The organism is Actinomadura sp. CNU-125 (assembly GCF_001942465.1).
In the GTDB taxonomy this organism is placed as follows: domain Bacteria; phylum Actinomycetota; class Actinomycetes; order Streptosporangiales; family Streptosporangiaceae; genus Spirillospora.
Genome location: NZ_MKJY01000601.1, coordinates 1 through 12,312 on the forward strand (window position 1 = coordinate 1; position 12,312 = coordinate 12,312).

15 protein-coding genes, 3 tRNA genes and 1 pseudogene are annotated in these 12,312 nt (G+C 72.1%); 3 read left to right on the forward strand and 16 right to left on the reverse strand.

Going from position 1 to position 12,312, the window contains the following annotated elements; translation table 11 throughout:
* From BJF79_RS49555 to BJF79_RS49620, 14 genes are all read right to left on the reverse strand, one after another.
* On the reverse strand, positions 1-586 hold a 586-nt coding region (locus BJF79_RS49555), incomplete at its 3' end, for a hypothetical protein (protein WP_262403721.1).
* Positions 587-610: 24 nt separating this feature from the next.
* Positions 611-1,495: an SRPBCC family protein gene (locus tag BJF79_RS49560; protein WP_083734862.1), complete on the reverse strand. Its 885-nt coding sequence runs from the start codon at positions 1,493-1,495 to the stop codon at positions 611-613.
* 118 nt (positions 1,496-1,613) lie between these two features.
* Complete coding sequence (locus BJF79_RS49565) at positions 1,614-1,877, reverse strand: hypothetical protein (protein WP_143221031.1); 264 nt, start codon at positions 1,875-1,877, stop codon at positions 1,614-1,616.
* A gap of 84 nt (positions 1,878-1,961) precedes the next feature.
* Complete coding sequence (locus tag BJF79_RS49570) at positions 1,962-2,381, reverse strand: nuclear transport factor 2 family protein (RefSeq protein ID WP_075907498.1); 420 nt, start codon at positions 2,379-2,381, stop codon at positions 1,962-1,964.
* Positions 2,382-2,429: 48 nt separating this feature from the next.
* Positions 2,430-3,401 (reverse strand): CU044_5270 family protein, encoded by a 972-nt coding sequence (locus tag BJF79_RS49575; protein WP_143221032.1) that lies wholly within the window; start codon positions 3,399-3,401, stop codon positions 2,430-2,432.
* The gene (locus BJF79_RS49580) at positions 3,394-3,996 is read right to left on the reverse strand and encodes an RNA polymerase sigma factor (protein ID WP_075907500.1); all 603 of its coding nucleotides are present in this window, start codon (positions 3,994-3,996) and stop codon (positions 3,394-3,396) included. Before BJF79_RS49580 ends, BJF79_RS49575 begins: the two co-directional genes overlap by 8 nt.
* A gap of 133 nt (positions 3,997-4,129) precedes the next feature.
* Positions 4,130-4,201: transfer RNA gene (locus BJF79_RS49585), tRNA-Glu, on the reverse strand.
* A gap of 47 nt (positions 4,202-4,248) precedes the next feature.
* Positions 4,249-4,320 (reverse strand) — tRNA-Glu (locus BJF79_RS49590).
* A gap of 22 nt (positions 4,321-4,342) precedes the next feature.
* Positions 4,343-4,414: transfer RNA gene (locus BJF79_RS49595), tRNA-Gln, on the reverse strand.
* Between the two features lie 119 nt (positions 4,415-4,533).
* On the reverse strand, positions 4,534-5,298 hold the full coding sequence (locus tag BJF79_RS49600) for a fumarylacetoacetate hydrolase family protein (protein ID WP_075907501.1): 765 nt from the start codon (positions 5,296-5,298) through the stop codon (positions 4,534-4,536).
* A gap of 22 nt (positions 5,299-5,320) precedes the next feature.
* Positions 5,321-6,283, reverse strand: a complete 963-nt coding sequence (locus BJF79_RS49605; protein WP_143221033.1) for a cellulose binding domain-containing protein — start codon at positions 6,281-6,283, stop codon at positions 5,321-5,323.
* A 77-nt stretch (positions 6,284-6,360) separates the two neighbouring features.
* The gene (locus BJF79_RS49610; RefSeq protein WP_262403722.1) at positions 6,361-6,669 is read right to left on the reverse strand and encodes a hypothetical protein; all 309 of its coding nucleotides are present in this window, start codon (positions 6,667-6,669) and stop codon (positions 6,361-6,363) included.
* A gap of 235 nt (positions 6,670-6,904) precedes the next feature.
* Positions 6,905-7,309, reverse strand: a complete 405-nt coding sequence (locus tag BJF79_RS49615) for a DUF6292 family protein (RefSeq protein WP_075907504.1) — start codon at positions 7,307-7,309, stop codon at positions 6,905-6,907.
* 386 nt (positions 7,310-7,695) lie between these two features.
* Positions 7,696-7,947: a hypothetical protein gene (locus BJF79_RS49620; RefSeq protein ID WP_083734858.1), complete on the reverse strand. Its 252-nt coding sequence runs from the start codon at positions 7,945-7,947 to the stop codon at positions 7,696-7,698.
* A gap of 241 nt (positions 7,948-8,188) precedes the next feature.
* Between BJF79_RS49620 and BJF79_RS49625 the strand changes: the two genes are divergently transcribed.
* The 3 genes and pseudogenes from BJF79_RS49625 to BJF79_RS49635 all read left to right on the forward strand — a co-directional run bounded on the left by BJF79_RS49625 (position 8,189) and on the right by BJF79_RS49635 (position 10,266).
* On the forward strand, positions 8,189-9,061 hold the full coding sequence (locus tag BJF79_RS49625) for a GntR family transcriptional regulator (RefSeq protein ID WP_075907506.1): 873 nt from the start codon (positions 8,189-8,191) through the stop codon (positions 9,059-9,061).
* Positions 9,062-9,126: 65 nt separating this feature from the next.
* Positions 9,127-9,783, forward strand: a complete 657-nt coding sequence (locus BJF79_RS56900; protein ID WP_075907507.1) for a GNAT family N-acetyltransferase — start codon at positions 9,127-9,129, stop codon at positions 9,781-9,783.
* 128 nt (positions 9,784-9,911) lie between these two features.
* Positions 9,912-10,266: pseudogene (locus BJF79_RS49635) on the forward strand (antibiotic biosynthesis monooxygenase family protein).
* Between the two features lie 78 nt (positions 10,267-10,344).
* Here the strand turns inward: BJF79_RS49635 and BJF79_RS49640 are convergent.
* Both BJF79_RS49640 and cimA read right to left on the reverse strand, forming a co-directional pair.
* Entirely contained in the window at positions 10,345-10,665 is a 321-nt protein-coding gene (locus tag BJF79_RS49640; RefSeq protein ID WP_410050244.1) for a GNAT family N-acetyltransferase, read from the reverse strand.
* Entirely contained in the window at positions 10,662-12,239 is a 1,578-nt protein-coding gene (gene cimA, locus BJF79_RS49645; protein WP_075907509.1) for a citramalate synthase, read from the reverse strand. The genes BJF79_RS49640 and cimA overlap by 4 nt, the downstream gene beginning before the upstream one ends.
* Positions 12,240-12,312 lie beyond the last annotated feature (73 nt).

Here is a 12,312-nt window from a genome sequence, read left to right on the forward strand (position 1 = left end):
CCACGTCCTGTACGCCGCCGCCCGCGCCCTCGCCGACGTCCACGACGGACGTTGCCCGCGCCCCGGCCGACGTCCTGCACCGCGCCACCGGCGCCCCGGCCGACCTCCTGGACGGCGCCGCCCGCGCCTCGCCGACGTCTTCGACCGCGCTGCGGGCTCCCGAGCCGAGTTCGCCGACCGCTCGTCCGGCGCCGGTGCCGATGGACTCCACGCCCCGGCCGATGTGCTCCAGCAGCTGCGGGTTGCGGTCGAGGGTGGTGAGGACGCGGTCGACGATGGCGGCGACCTCGTCGAGCCGGACCTCCAGGAGCGCCTGCGCCTCCACGCCCTTGATGTCGAGCTTGACCGCGCCGAGGCCGACGTCCGCGCCGACGTTGAGCCTCAGCATGTCGAGGACCTGTGCGGAGAGGGCCACGTGCGCTTCGAGGTTCTCGACCTCCAGGGAGATCTCCTCGACCTTGAGCTCCGGGACGTTGAGGTAGACGTCCGGCCCGCCCTTGGACGGACGCCGGTCGATCGGACGGTCCGGCTGCGGTTCGAGCTCGTCGCGTCCGCGCTCCTGGTCGTCGGGCGTGGTGTCTGCCATCTGGTCCCCTTCGGCCGATGTCGATCAGTCGGCGTCGCGCTCGCGGGCGTCGTCCTGCTCCTCCTTGACGGCGTCCTCGTGGGTCTTGACGACCTCGCCGTCGCGGATCTCGCCGCGCCAACCCTCGATCTCGCCCTGTTCGAGGACGGCGTGGGTCATCATGTGGCGCTTGATGTGCTTGAACTCGAGGCGCAGCCGGCGTCCCTGCGCGCGCCACAGGTTCGCGGTCTTCTCGAAGAAGCCGTCCGGGTGGTATTCGGCGACGAGCAGGACGCGCGTCAGGTTGGGGGTCAGTTCCGCGAAGGTCACGGCGCCGTCGACGTGTCCCTTCTCGCCTTCGGACTTCCACACGATCCGCGTGTCGGGGATCTGCTCGACGATCGTCGACTCCCAGCTGCGGTGCGAGAGGAAGATCTGCGCACGCCAGTTGATCTTCTCGTCGGACTCCTGCTCGACGCTCTCGACCTTGCTGGTGAACGAGGGGTAGTCGCCGAACCGCGTCCACTGGTCGTAGGTGGTGCGCAGCGGCAGCCCGACGTCGAACTCCTCCATGATGTTGACGACCTTGGCCTCTTTCTCGCCGCCTCCGCCGTCGCCGTCGCCGACCGAGCCCGCGATGTCCTTGGCCTTCTCCTTCGCGCCGGTCATCCCGGCGCTGAGGCCCGCCCGCAGCGGCGACTTGCCCTTGGCGATCTCGCCGGCCCCGGCGGCGAACATCTTCGCGCCGGTGCCGCCGCCGTCCCCGGCGTTCTCGCTCAGCCGTTCGGTCAGGTCACGGATCCTGCTGTTCGCGGTCGACAGCGCCCGCGTCATGACCGCGCGCGCGAGGTCCTGGCCCGCCTCCTTGAACTGGTCGAGGGGGAGGTCGTCGGTCAGACCCGGCGCGTCCTTGGTCTTGGTCTCAGGCATGGTCACCTTCTCCCGTCCCGCCGTCCGTACGGCGGCGCGCGGTTCCACTCCACCCTTCACCGCACCCGCCGACGGACAAACGACACAAACCATGCCGACCAGGTAAAACGTTGGTGCGTTATCCCGTCGGGGACGCGGACGGCGACGGGACGGCGGTCGGCGGGAAGTCGCAGTCGAGGTCCTCGGCCTCCTTGCCGCCGTCGGCCTCCTCGATCAGCACGTAGGCGCAGGCGCGGCCGTTCTCGTCGGTGAAGGAGTGCTCGCGGGCGGTCTCGCCGCATCCGGTGGCGGCCAGCAGGACGGTGCCGAGGGCCCCGGCCGCGATCCCGGCGAGGCGCAACCGGGACGGCCGGGGCCGCGTCGTCCGATCATTTCGCTTCATGCCCGAAGCATGACCGGGCGTCCGCCGCCGGTCCGCGCATTTCGCCACATGCCCGGCGAACAGCCGGTGACGTTCCGGTGGCGATCAGCCCGGCTGCAGGACGGCGAAGTCGCCCAGGTCGAACGAGATCGTGAACACGCGGGAGGTGATGCGCCAGCCGTCCGGGGTGCGGGTCCAGCGGTCCTCGTACTCGCCGAAGCACTCGTAGGCGAGCCCCTCGGCCGTCCCCTTGCCCCGGTGGTAGACGCGCGCGTACGTCAGCGACCGCGCCTCGTCGCCCCGGACCTCGACGCGGTGGTTGCCGAGGAGGTGCTGGGACGGTCCGCAGCCGCCGAGGTGCCCGCGGACGGTGGCGACGATCTCGTCCCGTCCGGTCCGGCGGTAGCCGGTGGCGGACGGGACGAACATCGCGCCGACGGCGTCCCAGTCGCGGCGGTCGAGGGCGGCGGCCAGTTCGGCGAGCCGCTCGATGATCTGGTCGCGGTCGCTCGTGGTTGAGGTCATGCCTCTCCTATACGGCCTCCGCCGCACCGGCCGCCGCCGCGTTCCCGCTCAGTAGACGCCGGGCTGCGGCCTCCGCGTCTCGGGGCGCGGCGTCTTCGGAACGGCCGGGGCCTCGTCCGTCCAGGACGCCTCAAGGTAGAAGATCTCCCCCTGCCCTCCGCCCTTCTTCTTCGCGTCGGCGGTGATCCGCTCGGCCAGCACCCGCGCCGTGTGCGGGTCGATGATCAGCCGGACGCCGGTGGTGCCGGACTGCGGCGTGCGCTGCGCGTACGTCAGCACGACGCCCTCGCGGCCGATCCCGTCGGTCGCCTTGCCCCCGGTCTTCACGCCGGGCGTCGCGGCGAGGGCGCGGAACGCCGCGGCGCGGACCTTCGGCGCGACGGGCTGGTCGGTGATCAGTCCGACGAGCGCTTCCACGACGTACCCGTCGCGGGTGATGGGCACGGCGCCCGTCTCGGCGTCCGGGGCGCGCTGCGGAACGTTGCTCAACGCCAGGGCCCGCAGCGCCTTCGGGTCGGTCGGCAGGTCCTGCAGTTCGGCCATGGACGGATCGTCGCCGAGGACGGTCGGGCCCATCGGCGCCGGTCCCTTCACCTCGTGGAGCTCCGCCGCGGGCGTGCCCGGCTCGGGGTCCGCCGTCCGGTGGCCGACCCAGCGGCGCCCGTCGCGGGTCGTCCAGCTCGCGCGGACGCTGCCGCCGGACACGACCTCGACGTGCCAGTACTTCCCGCTCGCGGGGGCCTCGGCGGCTGTCCGGCGGCGAGCAGCACCGACAGCGCCGTCGGGGGACGCGCGGCCGGGTCGTCGCCGGAGCCGCCCACGGTCGCGACGGCGAGCACGGCGGCGGCACCGGCGGCGGCGAGGCTCAGCCCCCACGCCGGACGGACGCGCCAACGTGCGGGCGGCCGGCACCGTGCCGTGTATGCGGGCGTCCAGCCGGGCCCGCGCCGCGGCGACGCTCCGCGGCTCCGGATCGGGGATGGCGTCGTAACGGTCCTGCAGTCGCTGGGTCTCATCCATGGTTCGCTGCCTCCTCGCTCGTGGGGGCCAGTACTTTGCGGAGCTTGCGGCGGGCGCGGTTGACGCGGGAGCCGACGGTGCCGACCTTCACGCCCAGCGCGCTCGCGGCCTGCGCGTAGCTGAGCTGGGCGCAGACGACGAGCAGCAGCGCGTCCCGGTCGCCCTTGGACAGGGCGGCGAGCCCGCGCGCGAGGTCGGGGCCGAGCGTCTGCGCGGTCACCCGCTCGGCGACCCGGTCGGCGTGGTCGCCGCGGACGTCGGGCGCGGCGGTGCGGGCCAGCGCCCGGTAGTGGCGCAGCTCGCCGCGGCGGTGCCGCGAGATCAGGTTGGTCGCGATGCCGTACAGCCACGGGCGGGCCTCGGGCCGGTCCGTGTCGTAGCGGTCGCGCCGATCGAACGCGGCGAGGAACGTCTCGGCCGCCACGTCGTCGGCGACGGACGGCCCGAGCCTGGCGGCCGCGTACCGGTGGATCGCGGCGTAGTAGCGGTCAAAGATCTGCCCGAACTGCTCCGGCTCGGCGCGCGATCTCGCGATGATCGACGCGTCGGTCGTCCCCGCTGGGACCTGTCCGGGGGGTGTGTGGGCCACGGTCATGCATCCGGCGCCTTTCTCGGGAAGGGATCAGCGCTGATTGCCCGAACCCGGGTGTCTTCTTCTCGCACCGCAAGAATCGGGGCCGTGAACGCGAAAAAACCGCAGACCGTATGGTCTGCGGTTTCGTGGACAGTACCCCCGAGCGGATTCGAACCGCCGTTACCGCCTTGAGAGGGCGGGTCCTAGGCCACTAGACGACGGGGGCAGGACGTGCCGTCCGCTTCCACGGGTTGCCGGGGAGGAGCGAACGTGTACCCCCGAGCGGATTCGAACCGCCGTTACCGCCTTGAGAGGGCGCGTCCTAGGCCACTAGACGACGGGGGCCTGTCCGCTGTCGCGGACGCAGCTGGGGTACCAGGACTCGAACCTAGACTAACTGAACCAGAATCAGTCGTGCTGCCGATTACACCATACCCCAGAGAGGTACGCGGGCTTCCGGCCCTTTCGGGCCTGGTTGCTCGCGCCTCGAAGAGACTACAGGACCCGGGGACTTGGACCAAAACGAATTGCGGCGGGCCGCCGCGTCCCCGGCCCCGGTCACTCCCGGGCGATGACCCGGTTGGTGAGCGTCCCGACATTCTCGACCGTGACCGTCACCTCGTCGCCGACCTCCAGCGGGCCCACGCCGGCCGGGGTGCCGGTGAGGATGACGTCCCCGGGCAGCAGCGTCATCACCTGGCTGACGTACTCCACCAGCTTCGGGATGTCGTGCATGAGCTGCGACGTGCGGGCGCTCTGCCGCACCTTCCCGTTGACGGACGTGCTGATCGCCAGATCGGCGGGATCGGCCTCGGTCTCGATCCACGGCCCGAGCGGGCAGAACGTGTCGAACCCCTTCGCGCGCGTCCACTGCCCGTCCTTGGCCTGCAGGTCGCGGGCGGTGACGTCGTTCGCGCAGGTGTAGCCGAGGATCACCTCGGCGGCCCGGGACGCGGGCACCTCGCGGCACATCCGCCCGATGACCAGCGCCAGCTCGCCCTCGTAGTCGACGCGTTCCGACAGCTTCTGCGGGTAGGCGATCGCCTCCCCCGGGCCGATGACGCTGGTCGACGGCTTCGCGAAGATCAGCGGTTCGGCCGGGGCCTCCCCGCCCATCTCCGCGGCGTGGTCGGCGTAGTTCTTGCCGATCGCGATGACCTTGCTGGGCAGGATCGGGGCCAGCAGCCGGACGTCGGCGAGCGGGAACCGCTGCCCGGTGAAGGTCAGTTCCCCGAACGGATGCGCCGCGACGGCGGCGACGGTGTTCTCCTCCACCACCCCGAAGGACATGCCCTCGTCGGTGGAGAACCTGGCGATACGCATGTTCGAGAGCCTAGTGCTTCGCTTACAGGCCGCACGCTGCGCCGTTGAGGACGCACTCGGCGGGCGCCGCCGGGGTCCCCGCGGCCCCGAACGTGATCGTCGCCGTGCCGCCCGGCGGGACGGCCGCCGCACCCGGCGTGTTCTCGATCACGACGCGCTCGCCGCCCTGCACGAGCCGTCCGCCCCATGCGCTGCGGACGTCCGCGCCGGGGATCCGGAACGACAGCCGCCACGTCGGCAGCGGCGCCCCGGTGCGGTTGGTCAGGGTGAACGCCCCCTCGTAGTAGCCCGAGTCCCGCTGGACGATCGCGTAGGTCACTCCGTCGCCCTGCAGGCCGCCCGTCCCGTCCGGTGGCGTCCCGGTCGCGGTGGGGGGCGGGCCGGACGGCGTCGCGGTGGGCTCGCGGTGGGCGGTGCGTCCGTGGGCACGGGGGCGGCGCCGCCGCGGCCCCGGACGGCGCCGCCTCGCTCGGCCGCACCGCGGTTCGGGGCTCGCCCCGTCGTCCTCGACACCGCCGCCGAGGGCGAACATCGCGGCGAGGGCCACCGCCACCACCAGCACGCCGATCCCGAGCGCGACCAGGGGACCCCGGACGTTCTCGCCGCGCTTCCGTCGGACGGGAGGCGGCGTCGAGGGAGGGGGCGTCGCGGGGACGTCGGGGTCGGGGAACTCGACGGTCCCGCCGGACCGTCCGGGCCCGGGGGCCGGAACGTTCAGCGGCGCGACCCGCACGTCCTGCGGCCCGGACGCCTCCCGCGGGACGGCCTCGTCCGGAGTGCGGTCGGCCGGTTCCGGGACGTCCGGGACGGTCTCGTTCGGCGCGTCCCCGGGGGCGTCCGGGGCGGCGCCGGGCGGGTCGGGGTCGGTGGCGTTCGGGTCGTCGGGGTTCGTGGCGCCCGGATCGGCGGCGGGGGCGGCTGGGGCGGCGGAGTCGGTGGTGGTCGTGGGGTCCGGGGGCACGTACCGGCGCTCGTCGCCGCTCATCGGCCACTCTCCCGTGTCGTCGGTCTCATGGAGTCCGACGGCGGGGACGGCCGCGAGGTTCATCCCCGTCGGGCGGTTCAGCCCGTCGCGGTGGGCTCCAGGCCCCGGCGCGCGGCCAGCCGCTGGTGCCGGTTCAGCATGTCGGTGATCAACTCGATGGCGTCCGGCGTGGTGGCGGCCTGCACGCCGCTCAGCCAGCGCGTGGCCTCGGCGAGCAGGTCCTCGGCGGACTCGTCGGCGGAGCGGGCGTCGGCCAGCCGGCCCAGCACGGCGCCGAGCCGCAGCGCCGCACCGGCGTGCCCGGACTCCGCCGCGCGCCGGTACCAGTGGGCGGCCCGCTCCAGGTCGCCCTCGTGCTCGCACACCCGGCCCAGCCCGAAGGCCACGTCGACCCGGTCTCCGTCCGTGGGACGCCCGAGATCCTCGGGTCTCCAGGGTCGGACAGGCATACGATCACTCCGGTGTTCGGGGACTTGGGGACGGCATGCGGATACGCCGCGCGTGCCGCGCTCGTCCCATGGTGGCCGCAGCGTCCGAAATCCGCCACCGATTTCGACGATTTCGACGGAACTCCTCCTCCCCCGCGCCGATACCAGCGGAAAAGCGGCGCGGGGGCCGAAGTCAGCGGCGGTCGTAGCGGGTGAGCGCGTCCTCGAAACCGTCGTGCCCGTCGGTGAACGAGCGCAGCCGGACGGGCGCGCCGCCCTCGGGTTCCGCCAGGCGCCCGGCGACCTCGCCCGGGTGCGCCAGCACTCCCCCGCCGAGCCGGACGGGGTCGCGCAGAACCGTCCGTACACCCGGTTCGCCGGAGACGAAGTCGCCGAGGACGAAACCGTCGGATTCATTCCATACAAGGGCTTTCAGCCCGAGGACGAACGTCGCGTCCCGGGGATCGGACGGGTCGAGCCAGACGTCGGCGAACCGCACTCCGCGGTCCGTGAACTCGTCGGCGACGGCGGTGATATAGCCGCGGGTGACGTCGACGAAGGGGTCCGGGTGCGGCAGGGGTCGAATGTCGCCGGTCACTGGGGCTCCCTCTCTACGTGACTTCAATCGAAGTATGGGGGGCGAGAACCCGATATGTCCTGTTTCGCTACCTAAATATCCATGAATGGGCAGCACAAAACAACCCCTTTGCCCCCAAACCTCCCTTCCGCGCAGTTCCGGAAGCCATCGCCGCCCGGTCCGCCGCCCCTGCCGTCTCCGCCCTCCGCCCCTGCGCCCTCCGGCCCGCTTCCGACCCGCTTCCCGTCCGCGACCCGGCGGCGGGCGCCTCGACCCAGGGCGCCCGCCCCCTCCCCAACCGGGCCGCGTCCCGCCCGCCCGTCCCTGTCGGGACGCCCGGCGGGACGTCGTCATTCAGTCCCCCGTCACTCAGCCCTCGTCACTCGGTCCCCGTCACTCGGTCCCCGTCAAAGCGGCGTCGTCACACCGGGTGCGCCGGACGCGCCGACGGGCGGCCGCACCGCGCCGCGGTCGGGCCCGGGCAGGTCCCGGACCACCACGTTCACCAGCAGCGCCTCCCGGCCGGCGGCCGGGGCGCCCACCCGGGAGCGGGTCCGGAACACCACGTTCTTCGTGGACCGGCCCGCGAACACGACGTAGAGCGACAGGACCGCGAACAGCAGCGTCGGCCCGAGCACCCACAAGTAGACGACGTTCATGCTGTCCTCCTCCTCCACGCATCCGGGATGTGCCCTGTCTCGAACACTTCCGCCTGCTAGGCTTGTCTCGGTCTTCAGTTCATTGACTTGTACCAACAAGCCTCTCATTCACAGTGTTACCCTTTTTAGAGGTTGCAAACATGTTGGACGGGAAGAGCTTGTTTGGTCCCTGATGTCCGGTTTCCGGGCCGACCACGGCCGGACGTCACAGGTGGACAGGTCGGAAGGGAGCGGAACCGCCATGGCCCGCACGACGCCTCCGCGCTGGCGCGATGTCGCCGAAGACCTGCTCCGGCGTATCGAGCGCGGTGATCTCGCGCCGGGCGACGGGGCCGCCACCCGGCGGCGGCTGCCGCCGGAGAAGGACCTCGAACTGCACTACGGCGTCTCGCGCAACACCGTCCGCGAGGCGCTGTCGTGGCTGCAGAAGCAGGGCGCCGTCACGTCCGAGCAGGGCAAGGGCACGTTCGTCGTCCACCGCCCGCAGGCCGACCACGTCACCCTGTCCGCCGCCGCGCTCGGCCTCTCGCCCGGCGGCGGCGACGGCGAGTGGTACAACCGGGACGCGTTCATCCCGGCGGGCCGCACGGTGACCGTCTCACCGGTCAAGGTGGAGGTCCAGGAAGGGTCGCAGCTGATCTCCTGGTACCTGCAGACGGAGGAGGAGACCGAGTTCATCTCCCGGCACCAACTCCTCTACCTGGACGGACGCGCCTGGGCGATGCAGACGTCGTACTATCCGCTGGACTTCGCGACCGCGGGGGCGTCCCGGCTCCTCAAGCCGCGCAACATCCCCGAGGGCGCGGTCGCGTACCTGAAGGAGACCCTCGGCTACACCGAGGTCGGTTTCCACGACGAGATCCGGGCGCGCATCCCGAACGAGCACGAGAAGCAGTTCTTCAGCCTCGGCGACTCCGCCGCCGACGTCGTCTTCGAGACCGCCCGGACGGCGTACTCCGAGAGCGGCCGGGCCTTCCGTCTCACCATGACGATCTGGCCCGCCGACCGGACGCGCCTGCACTACAACGCCGGGGACGTACCGGACGACGTCCTCACCCGCCCCGGACAGGGCGGCGCACGCGACATCTCGCCGCCCGGCGACGACGACGCCTGACGGCGACCGACGACGGCGGCGCCGGGACTCCGGCATCCGCGACCACTTCCGAAACGCAGGAACACGTGGACACAGACACCGGGATCCGGCAGCGCCGCCGGGTCCCACCTTCCGGCTACCGCATCCGCCTCGCCCGGACGGACGAGCTCGGCGTCGTCCTCGGGCTGATCGACGGGGCCGCCGAGTGGCTCCGGGCGGAGAAGCCCGCGACGCGCCAGTGGAACCGGCCGTGGCCGCATCCGGACGGCCGGAGCAAGCGGGTGTACGACGGGCTGCTGAACGCGGAGACGTGGCTGCTCTTCGACGACGCCGCCCCGCTCGACTCGAACCGGCCGGACTCGAACCCGATCGGCACGGTGACGTTCCGGCTGACCGGCCACGAGGAGCTGTGGACGGCCCGGGAGCGCCGGGTCGACGCCGTCTACCTGCACCGGCTCGTCATCGAACGGGGACACGCGGGCCTCGGGCTGGGCGCCGAGCTGATCGACTGGGCGGGCCGCAAGGGACGGTCGGCGCTGCCGTCGGCGAACCTGATCAGGATCGACGTCTGGTCGGACAACGCCGAACTGCACGGCTACTACAAGGAGCGCGGCTTCCAGCACATCGCCACCCGGACGACGAGCGACCGTTCGCCGTCCGGCGCGGTGTTCGAGAAACCGATCGCCCCGGAGCCCGCCGTCCCCCGCATCCACGAGGACACCGCGGTCCGCCGGACCCGCTGACCTGCCGCGTGCCGCCGTGATCCGGCCGCCCGTGCTCCCGGTCCGACGAACGGGGCGGGGGGTCGTCGTCGCGGGGGCGTGTAGGACGATGCAGGGAGAGCACGCACCCGAAGCGAAGGAGACCCGCGTTGTCCGTCGTGAAGATCAACGTCCTGACCGTGCAGCCGGAGATGCGCGAGGAGATCGAGCGCCGGTTCGCCGGCCGGGCCGGACTGGTGGAGTCGGCCGAGGGGTTCGAGGGCTTCGAGCTGCTCCGCCCGGTCGAGGGCCAGGACCGGTACCTGGTGTACACGAAGTGGCGTTCCGAGGAGGACTTCAAGCGCTGGACCGAGAGCCGGCAGTTCCAGCAGGGCACGCCGAGCCGCCAAGGACCGCCCCGCCGGGGAGGGGCACGGGCACGGCCACGGGCACGGCGGCCCGGCGGCGGCCGGCGCGGAGCTGTGGAGCTTCGAGGTCGTCCAGAGCGCCGAGCCGAAGTCGTAGCGCCGGACGCGGGCGCGGCGTCCGTCCGTCCCGTCGGACGGGCCGGACGCCGCCGTGTCCGTCAGCGGGCCGTGTCCGTCAGCGGGCCACGAGGTCGTGGTAGTCGGGGTGCTTCTCGATCCACCCCTTGATGAACGGGCACAGCGGGACGACGCGCAGCCCCTTGGCGCGCACGTCGTCGAGCGCTCCGCGGGCCAGCGCGCCGCCGACGCCCTGCCCCTTGAAGGCCGGGTCGACCTCGGTGTGCGTGAACATGACGACGCCCTCGCCGGGTTCGTATTCGGCGAACCCGGCGGGGGCGCCGTCCACGGTGACGTCGTAGCGCTGCTCGGAGGGATTGTCGGTCACATCGGTGCTCATGCACCGATCATGCCCCGCGGCGGCGGATGGATGCGTCAGCCGGCTTCGTGCCCCGCGTGGAGCAGGCAGTAGGTGACGGCTTCCTCCAGCGCCTGCCAGGACGCGGCGATGACGTTGTCCTCGACGCCGACCGTGCCCCACTCGCGGGTGCCGTCGCCCGACTCGATCAGGACCCGGGTGCGGGCGTCGGTGCCGTGCGCGCCCTCCAGGATGCGGACCTTGTAGTCGACGAGTTCGAGCCGCGCCAGCTCCGGGTACAGCCGTTCGAGCGCGAGGCGGAGCGCGTTGTCGAGGGCGTTGACGGGGCCGTTGCCCTCGCCGGTCGCGATGATCCGCTCGCCCTTGGCGTGCAGCTTCACGGTCGCCTCGCTGACCATGGAGCCGTCCGGACGGCGCTCCACGATCGACCGCCACGACTCGACCTCGAAGTGCCGCTGCCGGACGCCCGTCAGCTCCTCGCGCAGCAGCAGCTCGAACGACGCGTCGGCGGCCTCGAAGGTGTAGCCGGTCGACTCCAGCTCCTTGACCCGGTCGACGACGGCCTTCGCCTTGTCGCCGGACAGGTCGTAGCCGAGCTCGCGGCCCTTCAGCTCGACCGAGGCGCGCCCGGCCATGCTGGAGACGAGCATCCGCATGTCGTTGCCGACGGCCGCCGGGTCGATGTGCTGGTACAGGTCCGGGTCGATCTTGACGGCGGACGCGTGCAGCCCCGCCTTGTGCGCGAACGCCGACACGCCCACGTACGGCTGCTGCGAGCTCGGCGTGACGTTGGTGGCCTCGGAGACGGCGTGCGCGATCCGGGTCATCTCGGCGAGCTGCTCGTCGCGCACGAGGTTCATTCCCCGCTTGAGCTGCAGGTTCCCGACGAGCGTGAACAGGTTCGCGTTGCCGCTGCGCTCGCCGTACCCGTTGGCGCACCCCTGGACGTGCGTCGCGCCGGCCTTCACGGCGGCGAGCGAGTTCGCGACCGCGCAGCCCGAGTCGTCGTGGCAGTGGATGCCGACCCGTACGCCGAGCGAGACCACGTCGTGGACGACGTCGGCGAGCTCGTCCGGCAGCATGCCGCCGTTGGTGTCGCACAGCGCGACGACGTCGGCGCCCGCCTCGGCGGCGGTGCGGACGGCCTCCAGCGCGTACGCGCGGTTCGCCTTGTAGCCGTCGAAGAAGTGCTCGGCGTCCAGGAAGACGCGTTGGCCCTCCGCACGCAGGTGGGAGACCGTGTCGCGGATCATCGCGAGGTTCTCCTCCAGGCTGGTGCGGAGGGCCAGTTCGACGTGCCTGTCGTGACTCTTGGCGACCAGGGTCACGACGGACGCGCCGGAGTCGCGCAGCGCGGCGACCTGCGGGTCGTCGGCCGCCTTCACCCCGGCTCGGCGGGTCGCGCCGAACGCGGTGAGCCGCGCGTGCTTCAGGTTCAGCTCGGTCCGAGCGAGCCTGAAGAATTCGGTGTCCTTGGGGTTGGCGCCCGGCCAGCCGCCCTCGATGAAGCCGATGCCCAGGTCGTCGAGGTGCCGCGCGATGGCGAGCTTGTCGGCCACGGAGAGGTTGAGGCCCTCCTGCTGCGAGCCGTCGCGCAGGGTGGTGTCGTAGACGTGGAAAGCGTCACCTTGCATGGTTTCGGAAACCCCCAGATATGGGCGGATCGGCGCCAGGACACAAAAAAGACCCCTCACGGACGTGAGAGGT

Bases quoted from the DNA above. Each gene is read 5' to 3' on its own strand.
- BJF79_RS49560 (WP_083734862.1), bottom strand. From the start codon at position 1,495: ATGCCTGAGACCAAGACCAAGGACGCGCCGGGTCTGACCGACGACCTC.
- BJF79_RS49565 (WP_143221031.1), bottom strand. From the start codon at position 1,877: ATGAAGCGAAATGATCGGACGACGCGGCCCCGGCCGTCCCGGTTGCGC.
- BJF79_RS49570 (WP_075907498.1), bottom strand. From the start codon at position 2,381: ATGACCTCAACCACGAGCGACCGCGACCAGATCATCGAGCGGCTCGCC.
- BJF79_RS49575 (WP_143221032.1), bottom strand. From the start codon at position 3,401: ATGGATGAGACCCAGCGACTGCAGGACCGTTACGACGCCATCCCCGAT.
- BJF79_RS49580 (WP_075907500.1), bottom strand. From the start codon at position 3,996: ATGACCGTGGCCCACACACCCCCCGGACAGGTCCCAGCGGGGACGACC.
- BJF79_RS49600 (WP_075907501.1), bottom strand. From the start codon at position 5,298: ATGCGTATCGCCAGGTTCTCCACCGACGAGGGCATGTCCTTCGGGGTG.
- BJF79_RS49605 (WP_143221033.1), bottom strand. From the start codon at position 6,283: ATGAGCGGCGACGAGCGCCGGTACGTGCCCCCGGACCCCACGACCACC.
- BJF79_RS49620 (WP_083734858.1), bottom strand. From the start codon at position 7,947: ATGAACGTCGTCTACTTGTGGGTGCTCGGGCCGACGCTGCTGTTCGCG.
- BJF79_RS49625 (WP_075907506.1), top strand. From the start codon at position 8,189: ATGGCCCGCACGACGCCTCCGCGCTGGCGCGATGTCGCCGAAGACCTG.
- cimA (WP_075907509.1), bottom strand. From the start codon at position 12,239: ATGCAAGGTGACGCTTTCCACGTCTACGACACCACCCTGCGCGACGGC.